We start from the raw sequence: 18,307 nt of genomic DNA on the forward strand, positions 1-18,307 counted from the left end.
CGCCCGGGGGTTCTGCGCGCTCAGCCGGTCCGTTCGGCAACGCCCTGACGCCAGTACCCCATGAAGGCGACTCGCCTCCGATCCACGCCCCAGTCGGTGACGAGGAGTCGGCGGAGCTGCTTGATGACCGCCGACTCCCCTGCGAGCCAGGCGTAGAACTCGCCGGTCGACTCGGGTTCGGGTGAATCCCACAGGATCTGCGTGTCGACGTCGATGTCGTCCAGTTCCTGCACGGTGTCGGCGTGTGCCGCGTCGACCACGGAACGATCCGCGCGGCGCCACTCGTGCAGCGCTGGGACGAGAAGCGACCCGACCGGCGCACCGCCGCGGGGCAACCAGCGGACGTCAACGTCCGCCACGCTGTCGACGGGGATCACGTCACCGCGGTCGGGCACCTCGATCAGGGCCGTCGCCCGGCACGGCGCGGGCAGCCGTTCGAGGATGCCCGTGATGGCGGGCATTGCCGTCTCGTCACCCAGCAGCAGCAACTCGGTGGCGTGGCCCGGCTTCCAGTCCATCCCGGTGTCGGAGTGCTCGCTGCGCACATCGGGGCCGACGATGACGACGGCATCGCCCGGCATCGCGGTGTGCAGCCAGGCGGAGCCGGGCCCGGCCGGGTGTCCGTCCTCCGTGTGGGTGACGAAGTCGATGTCGACGCGGCGCGACGCGGTGTCGACGGCGCGCACGGTGTAGGTGCGGAACGGACTGCGCCGGTCGTCGGGAAGGGCTCGCCATCGCGCATACCACTCACCGCGCAGGATCGCGTCCTCGTCGTCGACTCCGAGGTCGGCGTAGCACCGGTCGTCCTTCGGAAACACCACCTTCACGCGCTGGTCGCGGGCGTGGTCCGCGAAGTGCTCGAACTCCGGACCGGTGAAGCTGACGCGCACGAAGGTGGGACTCAGGCGCCGCACGGCGGTGACCGTCGCCCGATAGGGGCGGTAGCCGGGCCGGTCGACGATGGCACTCGTGTCAGGCATCGAAATTCCTTCTCCACAGCTTGCGCTCGCGGGAACGATCGCCGACCAGAGTGCCTCATCGACGCACGGCACCACCAATCTTCTCGTCGGTGACCGAAACTCCTGGACGTGCCTCGGGCTAGGACACGAGCGCAGTCGCGCCCCGCAGGATCTGGACGGGCTGCAGCGCGCCACCCGCGGACTCGGACGCACTGAGCAGGTCACCGGTCGGGGTGAAGGCGATGGCCTCCCCCTGCGGCTGGTTCGGCATCGGCACCCGAACCGGCGTCGAACCGGTCAGCGCGGCCACGATGTCACCGTCCGGGGCCCCGAACAGGTAGGCGTCGGTGTAAGTCCGCAGCGCGACGACGCGGCCGTCGGCACTGACCGCGCCCCCGGTCACGAGAGTCGACCCGGCGATCGGCACCGGACCGCCCGGAGTGTCTGTCGGACCGAGCCGGACCTGCCCGGCGCGACGCAACACCGTCGGGCCGGCGGGAAGATCGCCGACCGCCTGATCGGCCGTGTAGATCCCCGCCGCGAGGAGGACCTCCTTGGTGACGATCACCGGCCGTCCGTCCGCACCGATGAGCAGCGCCTCGGCGTCGTGGGCGCCGTCCGGGTAGGTCAGTGTGCGACTCCCGCCCGCGCCGGTTCCGGGGTCCATCGAGGTCAGTGCGACCGACGGCCGAACCCGGTTGTTGTCGCCGGTGTCCGAGAGCCACAACCTGCCACCGGACAGTGCGAGGTCCTCCACATCGACAGGGGTCCCGGGCACCGGCAGCGACTCGGTGACCGCGCAGTCGACGCCGAGTACCCAGAGAGTGCGGTCCGTTCCGCTGTCCCCGATCGCGAACATCCTGGAACCGTCCGACGCCAGCCCGGAGATCTCGGCGAGTCCGGATTCCGTCGGTGTGCAGAGCGTTTCGAAACTCGCATCCACGGCATCGGATCCGCTCGCCGAACCGCTCGACCCGACCGATCCCTGTGCGAGTGCAGGTGCCGCCGTGAGGATCGACGACCCGACGACGGTCATCGTGAGGACGGCCCAGCGGCGCAGCGCAGGCGTGGTCGATCCGGTCATCGTCGGGGACTCCTCTGCCGTGGGCGGCGCGCACCGCGCCTCTGCCCGGACAGTCTGCCTTCCGGCTCGTGTGACGACCCGGGAATTCGATGATTCGCATGGATACCCCGCCGCTCACCAGTGGAGTGGAGCAGACACCGCCGTGGGAAGCCGTGTGTGTGCGTCACCCCGCGCGGCCGCGATCTGGGGTTGCGTCAGATACAACGAGGCAGACAGGTCGGCGCCGGCCATTCGCGCGTCGCGTAGGTCCGCGCCGAGCAGGTCGACCGCGGTGAGGTCGCATTCGCGCAGGTCGGCACCGATGAGAACTGCACCGCGCAGGTCGGCGCCGCACAACCGGGTGCGACGCAGGTCGCATCCGGCGAGGTCGGCGCCGGGCCCGATTCGCAGATCGAGACCGCCGTCGTCGGCGAAGTACGAACCGCGGACCTCAGCACTGACCTCGACGAGGAGCGTCCGCACCGACGCGTGCACGCTGTCCATGTCGGCCGACCGCAGGCGGTCCACGTTCCCGCGCGACAACGACTCGAGCGTCTCCGTGAGGTCACACACCTGCTGCCGGATGTCTGCGTCGTACGTTCGCTCCTGTGCCTCGGCGAGGTACCAGATCATCTCGTGCACCTGCCTCAGGACGCCGAACGCCGCGAACATGCGGCGTCGGGTGTCGGGGCGTTCCCGCCAGCTCACCCCCGAGAACAGTCGCTGCGAGACGGCCTGTCCCGCGCCGAAACAGTCGAAGGCGGTGCATCCGCGAAATCCCCTGTCGCGCAGCACGGCATGGATGGTGCAGGAATGCCGGTCGTCGAGGTGGCGGCACGGTGATCCTGCGGGTTTGTCCTCCGCGAAATCTGCTGATTGCGCGAAGCCGAAAGCCGCACAGCACAGGGCGAAACAGCGGTCGCAGTCGGCGCGGAGCGCACTGCGTCGAAGGGACGGGTTTGTCGATGAGGTGACCACGTGAACTCCACGAGTTGATTCCGATGTAGGCGGAAGCCGGGGAACCCGACGACGGGTTCCCCCTCGGGGCGCACGGAATCACCGCCGCGCGCAGGCGCGGCTGACGGGTAGCGCGAAGGGTCTGGGTCACAGACGCGATGTGATGGTCACTGCCACGCAACCTACCAGTCGACTTCGGCAGGGCGTGACGAAGCCGGCCCGCGGGTCAGTCAGCCGCGACGGCGCCGCACCAGGAGCAGCACTCCACCCAGCACGACCACAACTCCTGCCGCCACCACGACAGCGCTGGTGACGTCGACCTGGATGGCGACGGACGAGGCGCCCTCGTCGTCGGGCATCGGTACGAGATCCGTTGCGCCGCGGACGATCCGGATCGGCGCCAACGCACCCCCATTGGACTCCGAGGCCGTCAGCAGGTCGCCGGTGTCGGTGAACGCGATGGCCTCGCCCTGCGGTTCGTTCGGCAGCGGGACCCGGATCGGTGTCGACTCGGTGAGCGCCGCCACGACGTCACCGTCGGGCGCTGCGAACAGGTAGGCGTCGGTGTAGGTGCGCAGTGCGACGACCCGGCCGTCGACGCTGACGGCTCCGCCCGTCACGAGGGACGAACCGACGGTCGGGAGTGGCCCGCCCGGGGTGTCCGTCGGACCGACGCCGATCGCGCCTGCTCGCCGCAACGGAGTCGGCCCCGGGCTCGGCAGGTCGTCCACCGGAACGTCGGACACGTAGATGCCGGATTCCCCGAAAACGGTTTTCGAGACGATCACCGGACGCCCGTCGACACCGATGAGCAACGCCTCGGCGTCCTGCGCGGTGTCGGGATAGGTCAGGCGGTGCAGTCGACCTGCGCCCGACCCGGAATCCATCGACGTCAACGCGACCGTCTCCCGCCGATGATCGTTGTCGCCGGTGTCCGAGAGCCACAGCCCGCCGTCGTGGACGGCGAGGTCTTCGACGTCGTACGAATCGACCGGCACGGGCAGTGTCCCCGTCACCGCGCAGTCCCGATCGAGAACCCACACCGTCTGGTCGGCGCCGCTGTCGCCGATCGCGAAGATCCGGTCGCCGTCCACCGCCAGCCCCGACACCTCCGCGAGGCCCGGTTCGGTTGGCGTACACAGCGTCTCGACCTGGGCGTCGATCACCACCGGTGACGACTCCTGCGCACCCGCGGGCGCTGCCCCGAGGACGGCAAACCCGACCGCGGCGATTGCCCCCACGGTGCGACGCCGCACCCCTCCCCCGGTCACCAAGTCAGACTGCGCTGTGCCGGTACTCGTCGAGCGCGGCTGCCAGCGCAGGCGGCACCTTCGCGCGGACCAGCGTGCCGTCCGCCTCGTGGGACGAGTCGAGGAGGCGTCCGTCCGCGTGGATTCGCGCGACCAGGTCGCCCCGGCTGTATGGCACCAGCACCTCGATCTCCAGTTCCGGCGGGCTCACCAGTTCGGCGAGCGTGGCCCGAAGCTCCTCGATGCCCTCGCCGGTGTGCGCGGACACGAACTTGGCGTCCGTCAGCAGGGCTCGCAGCTGCGTCAGCGTCACCGGATCCGCCGCGTCGATCTTGTTGACCACCAACAGCTCCGGCGGCGGCGGGGCGTCCGACTCCCGCAGGACGTCGACAATGACCTCGCGCACCGCCTTGATCTGCTCGGTCGGCAGCGGATCGGACCCGTCCACCACGTGCAGGAGCAGGTCCGCGTCCGCGACCTCCTCCAGCGTCGACCGGAACGCCTCGATCAACTGCGTCGGCAGGTGCCGCACGAAACCGACAGTGTCGGTGAGCACGTACTGCCGACCGTCCGGGAACTCGGCCTTGCGGGTCGTCGGGTCCAACGTCGCGAACAGGGCGTCCTGCACCAGGACACCGGCACCGGTGAGCGCGTTGAGCAGGCTCGACTTGCCGGCGTTGGTGTAGCCGACGATCGCGACCGACGGGGTGTCGCTGCGCAGTCGTCGCGTGCGCTTGGTGTCGCGGGCGGCTTTCATGCCCTTGATCTCGCGGCGCAGCTTCGCCATCCGCTCACGAATACGGCGCCGGTCGGTCTCGATCTTCGTCTCACCCGGGCCACGCAGGCCCACGCCGCCGTTGCTGCCGGCGCGACCACCGGCCTGCCGGGACATCGACTCACCCCAGCCGCGCAGCCGGGGCAGCATGTACTCCATCTGGGCGAGCGCGACCTGCGCCTTGCCCTCGCTGGACGTGGCGTGCTGGGCGAAGATGTCGAGGATCAATGCCGTCCGGTCGATCACCTTGACCTTGACGACCTTCTCCAACGCGGTCAGCTGGGCGGGCGTCAGTTCGCCGTCGCAGACCACGGTGTCGGCACCCGTCGCCAACACCACTTCACGCAGTTCGTCGGCCTTGCCGGAGCCGATGTAGGTGGCGGCATCCGGCTTGTCACGGCGCTGGACCAGGCCTTCGAGCACCTCCGAACCCGCCGTCTCCGCAAGAGCGGCGAGTTCGGTCATGCTGGCCTCGGCCTGGGCGGCGGTTCCGGAGGTCCACACCCCCACCAACACCACCCGTTCGAGGCGCAGCTGCCGGTACTCGACCTCGGTGACGTCGGTGAGTTCGGTGGACAGTCCGGCAACCCGGCGCAGAGCGCTGCGGTCGTCGAGTTGCAGTTCACCGACCGAGGGGTCGTGTCCGCTTCGGTCGAAGTCGGGCTCCCCGCGGTCGGCGCGGGACATGTCGGTCATTTCGTCTGATTTCGTCATACACCGCCATGATCCCACGCCCGGCCGCCGGGATGCACCCCGATTAACGCTCCGCGTGAACAACTACCCGAGCGACGACCACCACGACTCGTCGAGGCTTCCCGACGCGACGAGCACCGACGGCCCGCGGAGTGTCGCCACATCGTCGTCGATCGTCACCACGACCTCGCCGCCCGGCACCCGAACCCGCACCTCGCCCTCGGTTCGGCCGTCGGCATGCAGCGCAGCCGCTGCCGCCGCGACGGTACCGGTGCCGCAGGAACGGGTCTCCCCGACGCCGCGTTCGTACACACGCATGTCGACTCCGCCGTCCCGGATCGGAGTCAGGATCTCGACGTTCACGCCGTGCTTGAAGAACGACGCGTCGAACTCCGGTGCCACGGTCAGGTCCAGCTCCGCCAACGCCTCGGCGGTCAGATCGTCCACGACACAGGCGAGATGCGGATTACCGACGTCGATCCCGATGCCGGTGAACTCACGACCGCCGACGGTCGCGGTCGACGGGCCCCGGTCCTTCACCTTCCCCATCTCGACGGTGACATCCGCGGTCGCACCCGTAACCGAATGGACGGTCACCGGGCGGGCGCCGGCACGCGATCCCACCACGAACTCGGACTCGAACTCCAGGCCCGACGCACGCAGGAAGTGCGCGAACACCCGGACACCGTTGCCGCACATCTCCGCGATCGAGCCGTCGGCGTTGCGGTAGTCCATGAACCAGTGCTCGGCCTCGACGCCCTTGGGCAGGGCATCGAGCACTCCCGCCTCCTTCAGGACCCCGGCCCGCGCGACGCGCAAGACGCCGTCCGCGCCGATGCCCCGTTTGCGGTCGCACAGCGCGGACACTCGAGCCTCGGTCAGGTCGATCGTCGCGTCCAGGTCCGGCAGCAGAACGAAGTCGTTCTCCGTGCCGTGACCCTTCCCGAACTGCATGGCAACCATGCTAGGCGCGCTGCTCATCGACGCCTCGGCTGCGCTGCGCATCGATGCCGCGACGCCGAACAGGCTCATCCGTGCGGCGAGGTGGTCGGCGAGGCTCATCGCGCACCACCCGTCGTCGCCCCGGCGCGCTGCCGCGTGACCTCGTACAGACAGACCGCACCCGCGGACGGCGCACCCAGCGAGCTCGCCGCACCACCGATGGGAATGCTCACGGTCGCGTCACAGGCTCCTCGCCAGGCAGCACTCATACCGCGCGTCTCGTTGCCGATCACCAGGATCGTTCCACCTCTCAAGTCGTGATCGAAAATCGTGGCGTCACCGTCCTCGTCGGTACCCACGATCTGGAGGTCCCTGCTCTGGCGGTCACGGAACGCAACCACCTCGCCGGGGTCGGCGGCGGTGAACACCGGCACCGCGAACAGTGAACCAGTCGACGCCCGCACGCACTGCGGATCGAACGGGTCGGCTGCGTGACCGGTCACGATCACGGCATCCGCTCCGAACGCGTCCGCACTGCGGATGAGGGTACCGAGATTGCCGGGCGATGACGGGCGGTCGAACACCAGAACCACAGGTTCCTGCTCCCCGCGTCGCAGCGTCAGTCCCGCCAACGAGCGGGTACGGGCCTTCGCGACGGCGATCAACTCGGGAGCGGACTCCGACCGCTCACCCAGTTCGGCAAGCAGTTCGCCCGCCACACCGATCTTCTCTCCGGCCCAGCCGTCGACGATTCCCCGCGCCCACTCCGACAGGACCGGACCGTCGACGCGGTACAGGATGGTCTCGATCGGCCAATCGTGTTCCAACGCCAACGTCAGTGGCCGCACACCCTGGATCAGGAACCGGCCGGCCTTGGTTCGCTTGGCCCGCGTGGTCAGGTACGACTGCCACTGCTGGAACCGCGCATTCCGCACCGTCACCTTCGGCACGCCACCCGCCGGCCGATGTGTACTCCGCTTCGTCACTGTTCCTCCACCGTTCCGCGCGCCACCGCGCTGCATGCCGCCTCGACCAGATCCTCACGTGCCGCGTCCAACCAGTGCACGCGGGCGTCGCGCCGGAACCACGACCGCTGCCTCCGCACATAGCGACGGGTGCCGATGAACGTCCGCTCCTGCGCCTCGTCCATGTCGTACTCACCGTCGAACGCGGCCAACACCTGCGCGTACCCGATGGCGCGTGGCGCGGTGACACCGTCCCGCAGCCCCACCGCCACCAGGGACTCGACCTCCTCGACGAGGCCCGACTCGAACATGAGCCGCGTCCGGAGCTCGATCCGCTCGTCCAGTTCCGTGGTGTCGCGGTCGACACCGAGGATCACGGTTCCCCACCGCGCCTCCCCGATCGTCGGGGCGGACGCCACGAACGGCCGACCCGTCAACTCAACGACCTCCAGCGCCCGCACCATCCGCCGTCCGTCGGTGGGCAGGATCGTTGCAGCCGCCTGCGGATCGACGCGCGTCAACTCCTCGTGAACACCGGCGACGCCACGCTCGGCAAGCACGGCCTCCCACTTCGCCCGCACGTCCGGGTCGGTAGCCGGGAAGGACCAGTCGTCGAGCAGGGACTGCACGTACATCATGGATCCGCCGACGATCACCGGCACCGCGCCGCGGGCCGCGATCGCCTCGACGTCGGCGCGCGCCGCGTCCTGGTAGCGCGCGACCGTCGCGGTCTCGGTGACGTCCAGGACGTCGAGTTGGTGGTGCGGGATCCCGCGACGCTCCTCGACCGGCAGTTTCGCCGTGCCGATGTCCATGCCCCGGTACTGCTGCATGGCATCGATGTTGACGATCTCGCCGCCCAACCGTTCGGCCAGCGAGAGCCCGAGGTCGGACTTGCCGCTCGCGGTGGGACCGACCACGGCGATCGGCCGGATCGCAGCCGTCACGGGAGCCACGTCCCGACGTGGTAGGCGACGCCGAACGGTGCGCCCTGATAGAGGGTCGTGGTCCGTCCCGGCGCCTCACCGAACAGCCCGGCGAGCACCTGCCAGGCCGCCCTGCCCTCGATGCCGAGCGACTCGCACTGCGCCGGGTCCAACTGCCGCAGGTACTCCAGGTCGCCCGCGCCCAAGGCGCCGTCGAGCGCGGCCTGGACCTGCGGGGCGCGTTCGTCGAACGCACCGGGAGCCTTGGCCGTCAGTGTGTTCGCACCGTCCGCGACGACCAGGACGCCGTGCGGCTCCGCGTCCGCGTCGAGTTGTTTCCGCAGGTCTGCGCCCATGTCCGCACACTGCTCCGGCGCAGCGTCCGACGCGACGACGAGGCCGTCCGCGACCACCTCCCCCGGGCACGCGCCACGCAACCACCCTCCGATCAGGATCGGCAGCGGCAGGTCCGGATCGACGGCAGTGCCGCCGCGTCCGCCGAGCCCGACACGGACATCTGCCCCGAATCCGACGAAACTGCCCAGCGTGTCCGGACCGAACCTGCGGTCCCCGGCGCCGACACCCACGATCGTCCACCGGCCCGCCGACTCCGCCAGCCGGGCCGCCACCTGCGTCGACGCCTCACGCAGGTCGGCAGTTTCCAACGCCGCAGCACCCGCCAGCTGGGGAATCAGCAGGGGTGGGCAGGAAACGAGGGCCGCAGCGGTGAACACACCGAGCAACGGTAGTCGCCGGGTACCGGGACCCGTCACGAGGCACTCGCCCAGCGGCGCGGGCCGCGCAATCCCAACTCTCATGGTCCAAGCTGTTTCAATGGTCGGAACACTTCGTTCCGGGTTGAATGGGACCAACGCGTGCCGATCCGGCGTGCGACGAACGAAGAGCGGCAGCCGTGACGCGCGGCAGAGATGAGGAGTCATGACCGACAGCAGTGCACCCAAGCCCGGAGCTCCGAAGCCGGGCGCGCCCAAGCCCGGTGCCCCGAAGCCGGGCGCGCCCAAGCCCGGTGCCCCCAAGCCGGGCGCCGTCACCCCCTCTGCCGCCGCTGCCGTACACCCACCGGCCGTTACCCCACCAAGTGATCCCAGCCTGTTCGGCCGCGTCGACGACGACGGCACCGCCTGGGTGAAGACCGCCGACGGCGAACACCAGATCGGATCGTGGCAGGCAGGCGACGCCGCCGAGGGCCTCGCGCACTTCGGTCGCCGCTACGACGACCTGGCCACCGAGGTCGGGCTGCTCGAGGCACGTCTGACCTCGGGCACCGGCGACGCGCGCCGTACCCGCACCGCAGCCCTCGCCCTCGCCGAGTCGCTGCCGACGGCGGCCGTCATCGGCGACATCGACGCCCTCTCCGCCCGACTCGACGCCATCATCGCCAGCTCCGAGCAGGCGGCCGAGGCGGAGAAGGTCGAGCGCGAACACGAGCGCGAGGAGCACACCCACCGCAAGGAAGAGCTGGCCGCCGAGGCCGAGCAGATCGGTGCCGAGTCGACGCAATGGAAGGTGGCAGGCGACAGGCTCCGCGAGATCCTTGACGAGTGGAAGACCATCCGCGGTGTCGACCGGAAGCTGGACGACGCGCTGTGGAAGCGCTACTCGAAGGCTCGTGAGGCCTTCAACCGCCGACGCGGGGCACACTTCGCCGAACTCGACCGGGAACGCGCCGCCGCGAAGTCCCGCAAGGAAGAGTTGTGCGAACGCGCCGAGGAACTGCAGAACTCCACCGATTGGGGTCCGACCGCGGGCGCCTTCCGTGACCTGCTCGCCGAGTGGAAGGCAGCGGGTCGCGCACCGCGCGAAGCCGACGATGCACTGTGGAAGCGGTTCAAGGCGGCGCAGGACGTGTTCTTCGGCGCCCGCAACGCCGCCTCGTCCGAGCGGGACGCCGAGTTCGAGAGCAACGCGGCAGCAAAGGAGAAGCTGCTCGACGGCATCGACATCGATCCGTCGAAGGGCCTCGACTCGGCGCGCGCCGCACTGCGCGACCTCCAGGAGAAGTGGGACGAGATCGGCAAGGTCCCCCGTGACAAGATGCACGACCTCGAGGGTCGCCTGCACTCGATCGAGAAGAAGGTCCGGGACGCCGCCGACTCGCAGTGGCGCCGCACCGACCCCGAGGCGACCGCGCGCGCCGCACAGTTCCGTGAGCGCGTCGCCCAGTTCGAGGACCAGGCCGCGAAGGCGACCGCCGCGGGTAAGACGAAGGACGCCGAGAAGGCACTCGCCCAGGCCAAGCAGTGGCGCGAATGGGCCGACGCCGCCGAGGGTGCCGTCGAAGACAGGTGAGCGACTTCCGTCGCCGGGCGCACAGGCCCGGCGACGGTCGTCTACTGTCTGCGCGGTGACGGCTGACACGACTCGAATCGACCTCCGCACCCGGGTGGGTCATGACGAGGTCTTCGCCCGCGGCCAGGCACTACGTGACCTGGTTCCCGCGTCTGCGCACCACCACGACCCGGCAGGCGAGGCACGGCCGGACGTGCTCGAGTTCGTCGCGGCGAGCAACAGTGGCCGGCTCGGCCACCTCGTTCCACTGCGCATCGGGCGCATGATCGACTCCCCGTTCGCCTTCTTCCGTGGAGCGGCGGGCCTCATGGCAGCCGATCTCGCGGGCACGCCCGTCACCGGTATCACTGCACAGTTGTGCGGGGACGCGCACGCCGCGAACTTCGGGCTCTACGGCACGCCCGACGGCGAGATCGTCATGGACGTCAACGACTTCGACGAGACGGTGCCCGGCCCGTGGGAGTGGGATCTGAAACGACTGGCTGCGAGCCTGGTGCTCGCCGGACGCGAGGGCGGCGTGTCCGAAAGCGCCTGCGTCGAGGCCGCCGAGGACACCGTACGTTCCTACCGGCGCACGATCCGGGAGCTCGCCGAGTTGCCATTCCTGACGTCGTGGAACGCGCTGCCGGACAAGGCCGCGATCACGCGGGCCAAAGCCGACGAGTTGCTCGACGACTTCGACAGGGCGGCCCGGAAGGCGCGGCGCAACACCAGCGCGAAGGTCGCGGCGAAGTGGACCGAGCACCTCGACGACCACGTGACCGGGGTGCGTCAGCGCCGCTTCGTCGAGAACGCGCCGATCCTCACTCGAGTCGACGACGCCACCGCAGACGCGGTCGTCGACGGGCTCGAATGCTATGTCGACACACTGCGGGAATCCCGCCGGACCTTGCTCGGGCGCTTCTCCGTCGCGGATGTCGCGTTCCGGATCGTGGGTACCGGCAGTGTGGGCCTGCGCAGCTACGTCGCGCTGCTGCTCGGCAACGGCGACGAGTCGCTGGTCCTGCAGATCAAGCAGGCACAACCGTCTGCCCTCGCGCCATACCTGGATGCCGGCACGTTCCGCCCCGACGCCTTCGAGCACCAGGGCGAGCGGATCGTACACGGGGCGCGACTCGTGCAGGCGGAGACGGACATCCTGCTCGGCTGGACCACGATCGAAGGGCAGCCGTACATCGTGCGGCAGTTCCGCAATCTGAAGGGCGACATCGACCCGACCGCGCTGGACGCCGACCACCTCGACGACTACGGCCGGCTCGCCGGAGCGCTGCTCGCCCGTGCGCACACCCGTTCACTCGACCCACGACTGCTGGCCGGCTACTTCGACGGGGACGGCGACCTCGATGAGGCGATCGGGAGGTACGCGGTCCGATACGCGGATCGCACCGAGGCCGACCACGAGGACCTGGAGCGTGCGGTCCGAACGGGCCTGATCGACGCCGTCGGCACCTGAGGAAGCGAGACGCCGGTCAGGCCCGCCGCACGGCGGCCACCAATCGTCGCGCGGAGGCGACGAGCATGATCGTGCCGACGAGGACCGCCGGCCACACCAGGATCCGGCCGATCGAGTGGAGGACCTCGAGTCCGGTTGCGGTGCCGACCGTCATGGCCGAGACCGCGGTCATACCCATCGGAAACACCGTCGACCATCGGCGGAGGTCGAACTGCAACCTCGGCTTCCACACCTCGCAGCACACCAGCAGCACATAGGCAGCGAGTTCGACGACCTCGATCATGGCCGCGACGTGTGGCAGGTATTCGGCCCAGCCGGTCCATCCGTCGGCGGCGACAGCGAGCACGATCCGCCCGGCCGCGAGCGCACTGATGGCTAACGCCCCTGCCGCGACCCAGTGATCACCTGCGCCCACCACCAGTTGGTTCGGCGAGAATCGCATCAGCACCGCGGCATAACATCCGATGCCGATCACGAAGAAGCCCATCGACGGGACGATCAGCCACGACCAGGCCGCGGACGCGGCGACAGTCGCGCCGAGCACGGCCACCCCCTGCGTCGCGACGCACAGCAGGAAACCCGCGCCCACGGTCGGAACGGTCCATCCTCGGATCACCGACGGCATCAAGAGCAACCACACCGCCACCGCACCGCCGAGTGCGACCAGTGCGATCGCGGTCCAGCCGAGCAGTGCCAGTCGCGTCCCGAGGACCGTGGTCGCAGCAACGCCGGTCAGCGCGGCAGGCGTACGCGATTCGTGGAGCAGGCGTGGTCGGTCCAGTGCGAAGCGGCCAACGACGACCGCCGCCAGCGCGAGCCACGTGACCACTCCCAGCACAAGCCAGGCGAGCGAGAACAGCTCGAATCCGACCAGGTGGAGACCGATCGACACGATGCCGAACGACATCGCCGCCGCGCCCATGACAGGGCCCACCGAGTGGGCGACGCGGATCGCGGTCACCCACCCTGGTCGAATCAGCGATCACCCCAGAGGAGTCGACCTTCGGTCTCGGCGGTGCGCTGCCTGCGCTCCTCCTCCGCGGCCAACTGGATGGCCGTTCGCTGCCACACCACGTGCAGCCAGTGGAACGTCAGGACCATGATCAGGACCCATCCCAGGATCAATCCCAGTCCTGGTCCGGCGCCCGGCGAGCTCGCGTCGAGGGTTTGCCGCGACCAGATCGCCAGCATCCCGAAGACGCTCGCGACAGCCGAACCGGCAACCGCGATCCACGCGAGTGCCCACCGCCGGGTGGCCAGCGCGAGCATGCCGATGACGATGCCGAACACCAACGTCAGCCACACGAACACCCGCGACGGCAGCGCGATGTCCTCGGCGAGCGCCACGTCGTTGCCGACCAGGACGTCCCACCCCGTCGCGTCCCCCGTGTGCGGCAGCGCGAACGTCCCCAGCAACGCCAGCATGCCGACCGCGACGACGAGTGCACGCAGCCCGGGATCGATCTCGCGGGCGACCTTCTTCTCGGCGGCGTCGATGTCCTTGCGGTACTGCTCGAGGGAATCTTCGGGCTTGTAGGTACTCATACTCCACATCCGGTGACGGTGGGCAGCGGTGCGGGCGCACCGATCTGCGGGAGGCCGAGACCGACGCCGATCGGCGGGGTCTTCGGGGTGATGCCGCGTTCGTGGGAGTCGCCGGCGCGGGTCCTGCGGTGCGTCAGCACCGGCCCGTCGGCGATGAGGTGGTGGGGCGCGGCGCCGGTCACGACGGCGGTGATCACGTCACCGGGCCGGACGTCTCCGTCCAGCCTGCCCTCGGGCCGGAAGTGCACGAGCCTGCCGTCGCGGGCACGGCCGCTCATCCGCCGCGTCTCGGCGTTCTTGCGTCCCTCGCCCGCCGCGACCAGCAACTCGACCTCGGTGCCGACCAGCTTGCGGTTCTCGTCGAGGGTGATCTCCTCCTGCAGCGCGATCAGCCGGTCGTAGCGTTCCTGCACGACCTCCTTCGGGAGCTGATCGGGCAGGTCGGCGGCGGGCGTGCCGGGCCGCTTCGAGTACTGGAACGTGAACGCGCTGGTGAACCGCGCCTGCCGGACCACGTCGAGGGTCGCCTGGAAGTCCTCCTCGGTCTCGCCGGGGAAGCCGACGATGATGTCGGTGGTGATCGCGGCGTGCGGCATCGCGGCGCGCACCTTCTCGATGATGCCGAGGAACTTGGTGCTGCGATACGACCGGCGCATCTCCTTGAGGAGGCGATCCGACCCGGACTGCAGCGGCATGTGCAGCTGCGGGCACACGTTCGGTGTCGCTGCCATCGCCTCGATCACGTCGTCGGTGAACTCGGCGGGGTGCGGCGACGTGAACCGGACCCGCTCGAGTCCGTCGATCTCGCCGCACGCGCGCAGCAGCTTCGCGAACGCGCCGCGGTCGCGGGGCAGTTCGGGATCGGCGAAGGACACGCCGTAGGAGTTGACGTTCTGCCCGAGCAGGGTCACCTCGAGGACGCCCTCGTTCACGAGCGCCTGCACCTCGGCGAGGACGTCGCCGGGCCTGCGGTCGACCTCCTTGCCGCGAAGCGACGGCACGATGCAGAACGTGCAGGTGTTGTTGCAGCCGACCGAGATCGACACCCATCCCGCATACGCCGACTCCCGCTTCGCGGGCAGCGTCGACGGGAACGCCTCGAGCGAGTCGAGGATCTCGACCTGGGCTTCCTCGTTGTGCCGCGCACGTTCGAGGAGCACCGGCAGCGAACCGATGTTGTGCGTACCGAAGACCACGTCCACCCACGGCGCCTTCTTGACCACGGTGTCGCGGTCCTTCTGCGCGAGGCAGCCACCGACGGCGATCTGCATATCCGGATTCGCGTCCTTCGTGGGACGCAGATTCCCGAGGGTCCCGTACAGCTTGTTGTCCGCGTTCTCGCGGACCGCGCAGGTGTTGAACACCAGCAGGTCGGGATCGGCGCCGGGCGTGGCCTTCGTGTAGCCCGCTTCCTCGAGGAGCCCCGAGAGTCGCTCCGAGTCGTGCACGTTCATTTGGCACCCGAAGGTGCGTACCTCGTAGCTGCGTTTGCCCGCATTGGGGAGCGCGGCCGAGGTCTCGGGGTCTATCGTGTCCACCCCACCAGCGTACGGCCCCGCCGAGAGTGCCCTTCACCACGTTCCGGCCCGCGATGGGGCCACGGTTCAAAACGGATTCCACCACCGGACGAATGCGGCGTACAGATTGGTCGGGAAGAACATCTCCCAGTCCAGTCCGTAGTACGGGAGGTCGGGCAGGTGTCCTTGCATACGGCGCCTCCTCGCGTCAGTCCCCTGACCCGGCCGGGACCTGCGCCGAGGCGTGGTCCCGTCCAGCGTGTGCCTCGGCGCGCATCCGGTCGTGCATGTGCGGGTAGTGCAGTTCGAACGCGGGACGCTCGGACCGGATGCGGGGCAGCTCGGTGAAGTTGTGGCGCGGCGGCGGGCAGGTGGTCGCCCACTCGAGCGAGTTGCCGAACCCCCACGGGTCGTCGACCGTGACGACTTCGCCGTAGCGGTAGCTCTTGAAGACGTTCCAGAGGAACGGCAGCGTGGACGCGCCGAGGACGAACGCGCCGATCGTGGAGATCGTGTTCAGCGTGGTGAAGCCGTCGGACGGCAGGTAGTCGGCGTAGCGACGCGGCATGCCCTCGTTACCGAGCCAGTGCTGCACCAGGAACGTGGTGTGGAAACCGATGAAAGTGGTCCAGAAGTGCCACTTCGCAAGGCGCTCGTCGAGCATCCGTCCGGTCATCTTCGGGAACCAGAAGTAGATGCCCGCGTAGGTCGCGAACACGATGGTGCCGAAGAGCACGTAGTGGAAGTGCGCGACGACGAAGTACGAGTCGGTGACGTGGAAGTCCAGCGGCGGGCTGGCGAGCAGGACACCGGACAGGCCACCGAAGAGGAAGGTGATGACGAACCCGACGGCGAACAGCATCGGCGACTCGAACGTGAGCTGCCCCCGCCACATGGTGCCGATCCAGTTGAAGAACTTCACCCCGGTCGGGATGGCGATCAGGAACGTCATGAACGAGAAGAACGGCAGCAGCACCGCGCCGGTGGCGTACATGTGGTGTGCCCACACCGCCATCGACAACGCCGCGATCGACATCGTCGCGTACACCATGCCGCTGTACCCGAACAGCGGCTTGCGGCTGAACACCGGGATCACCTCGGTGATGATCCCGAAGAACGGCAACGCGACGATGTACACCTCGGGGTGACCGAAGAACCAGAACAGGTGCTGCCACAGCATGTTTCCACCGTTGGCGGGGTCGAAGAGGTGGGCACCGAGGTGACGGTCGACGAACACCCCCATCAACGCCGCGGTCAGGATCGGGAACGCCAGCAGCACCAGGATCATCGTGATGAAGATGTTCCAGGTGAAGATCGGCATCCGGAACATCGTCATACCGGGAGCGCGCAGACACACGACGGTGGTGATCATGTTGACGCCGCCGAGGATCGTCCCGACACCGGCGATGGCGAGGCCCATGATCCACAGGTCGGCGCCGACTCCCGGCGAGTGCACGGCGTCGGTCAGCGGACTGTATGCGGTCCACCCGAAGTCGGCGGCACCGCCCGGGGTGACGAACCCGGCCATCACGACCAGAGCCCCGAACAGGTACAGCCAGTAGCTCAGCGCATTCAATCGCGGGAACGCGACGTCGGGGGCACCGATCTGCAGCGGCATCACGTAGTTCGCGAACCCGAACACGATCGGCGTCGCGTACAGCAGCAACATCACCGTGCCGTGCATCGTGAACAGCTGATTGAACTGCTCGTTCGACAGGAACTGCATGCCGGGTAGCGCCAGTTCGGCGCGCATCAGCAGTGCCATCAACCCACCGGCGAGGAAGAACGCGAACGACGTCACCAGATACATCACGCCGAGCATCTTCGGGTCGGTTGTCGTGACCATCCGGTAGACGGCCGAACCCTTGGGCCCCAGCCTGGCGGGGAACGGCCGCCTCGCCTTGACGCCGGGCTCCGGGGACACCGCAGTCATGCCCACCACCCCGCCCGGTGGACGCGGTCACACGTCGACATCACGTACGTCATGGAGCCCCCTCGGCAGGCTGCAGTCCAACCCATCCAGTAAACACCCGGCCCGGCGTCCCGAGTCCGCTTCCAGAGCACCGCAGCCATTCCGTTGACTTGGTAAAGGTTCCGTTACGTCGACTGGCCGACGGCGCGCAATGAACACGATTCCCCCGGTCCAGCACCTAGGGTCGACGACTATGACGAACGCGGGTGAATCCGGCGCTGGCGCGTCGAGCGCCATCACGACAGCGATGATCTCGATGACCGGCGTCCAGAAGCACTTCGGCGAGCTCCACGTCCTGCGCGACATCACGCTCGACATCCCCGTCGGTCAGGTCGTGATCGTGGTGGGTCCGTCCGGCTCCGGGAAGTCGACGCTGTGTCGCACCATCAACCGACTCGAACCGGTCGACGAGGGCGTGATCACGGTCGACGGACGAGCACTGCCCGCCGAGGGCAAGGCGCTGGCCGCCCTGCGCGCCGACGTCGGCATGGTGTTCCAGTCGTTCAACCTGTTCGCCCACAAGACGATCCTCGAGAACGTCATGCTCGCCCCCGTCAAGGTCCGCAGGATGAGCAAATCCGACGCCAAGGCGCGAGCCCTGGAACTCCTCGACCGGGTGGGCATCGCCAATCAGGCCGACAAGTACCCGGCGCAGCTGTCGGGTGGGCAGCAGCAGCGCGTCGCGATCGCCCGCGCGTTGGCGATGAACCCGAAGGTGATGCTGTTCGACGAACCCACCTCCGCGCTCGACCCGGAGATGGTCAGCGAGGTTCTCGACGTCATGACCTCACTCGCCAAGGAGGGCATGACGATGCTCGTCGTCACCCACGAGATGGGATTCGCCCGAAAGGCGGGCGACCGGGTGTTGTTCATGGCGGACGGCCAGATCGTCGAGGACACCGACCCCGATACCTTCTTCACCGCGCCGAAATCGGATCGAGCGAAGGACTTCCTCGGGAAGATCCTCGGCCACTGACCCG

The 18,307-nt window shown here is 68.8% G+C and carries 16 protein-coding genes; 3 read left to right on the forward strand and 13 right to left on the reverse strand.

All coding sequences use genetic code 11. The annotated features are described in order from the left end of the window. Positions 1–20 precede the first annotated feature (20 nt). From RHCRD62_RS18320 to RHCRD62_RS18360, 9 genes are all read right to left on the reverse strand, one after another. Positions 21–980 carry a siderophore-interacting protein gene (locus RHCRD62_RS18320; RefSeq protein WP_050066155.1) on the reverse strand — a complete coding sequence of 320 codons (960 nt, stop codon included), beginning with the start codon at positions 978–980 and terminating at the stop codon, positions 21–23. Between the two features lie 118 nt (positions 981–1,098). Continuing rightward, positions 1,099–2,043 carry a hypothetical protein gene (locus RHCRD62_RS18325; protein ID WP_084734347.1) on the reverse strand — a complete coding sequence of 315 codons (945 nt, stop codon included), beginning with the start codon at positions 2,041–2,043 and terminating at the stop codon, positions 1,099–1,101. A 114-nt stretch (positions 2,044–2,157) separates the two neighbouring features. Further along, entirely contained in the window at positions 2,158–2,817 is a 660-nt protein-coding gene (locus tag RHCRD62_RS25560) for a pentapeptide repeat-containing protein (RefSeq protein ID WP_253277373.1), read from the reverse strand. Positions 2,818–3,209: 392 nt separating this feature from the next. Continuing rightward, positions 3,210–4,250 (reverse strand): hypothetical protein, encoded by a 1,041-nt coding sequence (locus tag RHCRD62_RS18335; protein ID WP_253277374.1) that lies wholly within the window; start codon positions 4,248–4,250, stop codon positions 3,210–3,212. Positions 4,251–4,254: 4 nt separating this feature from the next. After that, positions 4,255–5,700, reverse strand: a complete 1,446-nt coding sequence (gene hflX, locus RHCRD62_RS18340) for a GTPase HflX (RefSeq protein WP_253277385.1) — start codon at positions 5,698–5,700, stop codon at positions 4,255–4,257. An 81-nt stretch (positions 5,701–5,781) separates the two neighbouring features. After that, positions 5,782–6,651, reverse strand: a complete 870-nt coding sequence (dapF, locus tag RHCRD62_RS18345; protein WP_050066279.1) for a diaminopimelate epimerase — start codon at positions 6,649–6,651, stop codon at positions 5,782–5,784. 104 nt (positions 6,652–6,755) lie between these two features. Continuing rightward, a complete protein-coding gene (locus RHCRD62_RS18350) occupies positions 6,756–7,625 on the reverse strand; it encodes a TrmH family RNA methyltransferase (RefSeq protein ID WP_253277375.1) in 870 nt (289 codons plus the stop codon). Further along, positions 7,622–8,551, reverse strand: a complete 930-nt coding sequence (gene miaA / locus RHCRD62_RS18355) for a tRNA (adenosine(37)-N6)-dimethylallyltransferase MiaA (protein ID WP_172671093.1) — start codon at positions 8,549–8,551, stop codon at positions 7,622–7,624. Before miaA ends, RHCRD62_RS18350 begins: the two co-directional genes overlap by 4 nt. Next, a complete protein-coding gene (locus RHCRD62_RS18360; RefSeq protein ID WP_050066280.1) occupies positions 8,548–9,264 on the reverse strand; it encodes a class III extradiol ring-cleavage dioxygenase family protein in 717 nt (238 codons plus the stop codon). Before RHCRD62_RS18360 ends, miaA begins: the two co-directional genes overlap by 4 nt. 205 nt (positions 9,265–9,469) lie before the next feature. On the opposite strand from RHCRD62_RS18360, the gene RHCRD62_RS18365 reads away from it, so the two are divergent. Beyond that, entirely contained in the window at positions 9,470–10,840 is a 1,371-nt protein-coding gene (locus tag RHCRD62_RS18365) for a DUF349 domain-containing protein (RefSeq protein WP_050066159.1), read from the forward strand. Positions 10,841–10,895: 55 nt separating this feature from the next. Next, positions 10,896–12,293 carry a DUF2252 domain-containing protein gene (locus RHCRD62_RS18370; RefSeq protein WP_050066160.1) on the forward strand — a complete coding sequence of 466 codons (1,398 nt, stop codon included), beginning with the start codon at positions 10,896–10,898 and terminating at the stop codon, positions 12,291–12,293. A gap of 16 nt (positions 12,294–12,309) precedes the next feature. Here the strand turns inward: RHCRD62_RS18370 and RHCRD62_RS18375 are convergent, their stop codons facing one another. From RHCRD62_RS18375 to ctaD, 4 genes are all read right to left on the reverse strand, one after another. Then, a complete protein-coding gene (locus RHCRD62_RS18375; protein ID WP_253277376.1) occupies positions 12,310–13,254 on the reverse strand; it encodes a tellurite resistance/C4-dicarboxylate transporter family protein in 945 nt (314 codons plus the stop codon). 14 nt (positions 13,255–13,268) lie between these two features. Further along, positions 13,269–13,838, reverse strand: a complete 570-nt coding sequence (locus RHCRD62_RS18380; protein ID WP_050066161.1) for an Rv2732c family membrane protein — start codon at positions 13,836–13,838, stop codon at positions 13,269–13,271. Continuing rightward, positions 13,835–15,376 (reverse strand): tRNA (N6-isopentenyl adenosine(37)-C2)-methylthiotransferase MiaB, encoded by a 1,542-nt coding sequence (gene miaB / locus RHCRD62_RS18385; protein WP_050066162.1) that lies wholly within the window; start codon positions 15,374–15,376, stop codon positions 13,835–13,837. Before miaB ends, RHCRD62_RS18380 begins: the two co-directional genes overlap by 4 nt. Before the next feature lie 187 nt (positions 15,377–15,563). Beyond that, positions 15,564–17,288, reverse strand: coding sequence for an aa3-type cytochrome oxidase subunit I (gene ctaD / locus RHCRD62_RS18390; RefSeq protein WP_050066282.1), 1,725 nt, complete (start codon positions 17,286–17,288; stop codon positions 15,564–15,566). A 286-nt stretch (positions 17,289–17,574) separates the two neighbouring features. Between ctaD and gluA the strand changes: the two genes are divergently transcribed. Continuing rightward, positions 17,575–18,303, forward strand: a complete 729-nt coding sequence (gluA, locus tag RHCRD62_RS18395; RefSeq protein ID WP_084734369.1) for a glutamate ABC transporter ATP-binding protein GluA — start codon at positions 17,575–17,577, stop codon at positions 18,301–18,303. Positions 18,304–18,307: the final 4 nt, after the last annotated feature.

This window comes from Rhodococcus sp. RD6.2 (assembly GCF_001040705.1).
Taxonomy (GTDB): domain Bacteria; phylum Actinomycetota; class Actinomycetes; order Mycobacteriales; family Mycobacteriaceae; genus Rhodococcus_G.

Excerpts from the sequence above, each read along its gene's own strand:
- RHCRD62_RS18320 (WP_050066155.1), bottom strand. The coding sequence starts at position 980 with ATGCCTGACACGAGTGCCATCGTCGACCGGCCCGGCTACCGCCCCTAT.
- RHCRD62_RS18325 (WP_084734347.1), bottom strand. The coding sequence starts at position 2,043 with ATGACCGGATCGACCACGCCTGCGCTGCGCCGCTGGGCCGTCCTCACG.
- hflX (WP_253277385.1), bottom strand. The coding sequence starts at position 5,700 with ATGACCGACATGTCCCGCGCCGACCGCGGGGAGCCCGACTTCGACCGA.
- dapF (WP_050066279.1), bottom strand. The coding sequence starts at position 6,651 with ATGCAGTTCGGGAAGGGTCACGGCACGGAGAACGACTTCGTTCTGCTG.
- RHCRD62_RS18365 (WP_050066159.1), top strand. The coding sequence starts at position 9,470 with ATGACCGACAGCAGTGCACCCAAGCCCGGAGCTCCGAAGCCGGGCGCG.
- RHCRD62_RS18380 (WP_050066161.1), bottom strand. The coding sequence starts at position 13,838 with ATGAGTACCTACAAGCCCGAAGATTCCCTCGAGCAGTACCGCAAGGAC.
- ctaD (WP_050066282.1), bottom strand. The coding sequence starts at position 17,288 with ATGACTGCGGTGTCCCCGGAGCCCGGCGTCAAGGCGAGGCGGCCGTTC.
- gluA (WP_084734369.1), top strand. The coding sequence starts at position 17,575 with ATGATCTCGATGACCGGCGTCCAGAAGCACTTCGGCGAGCTCCACGTC.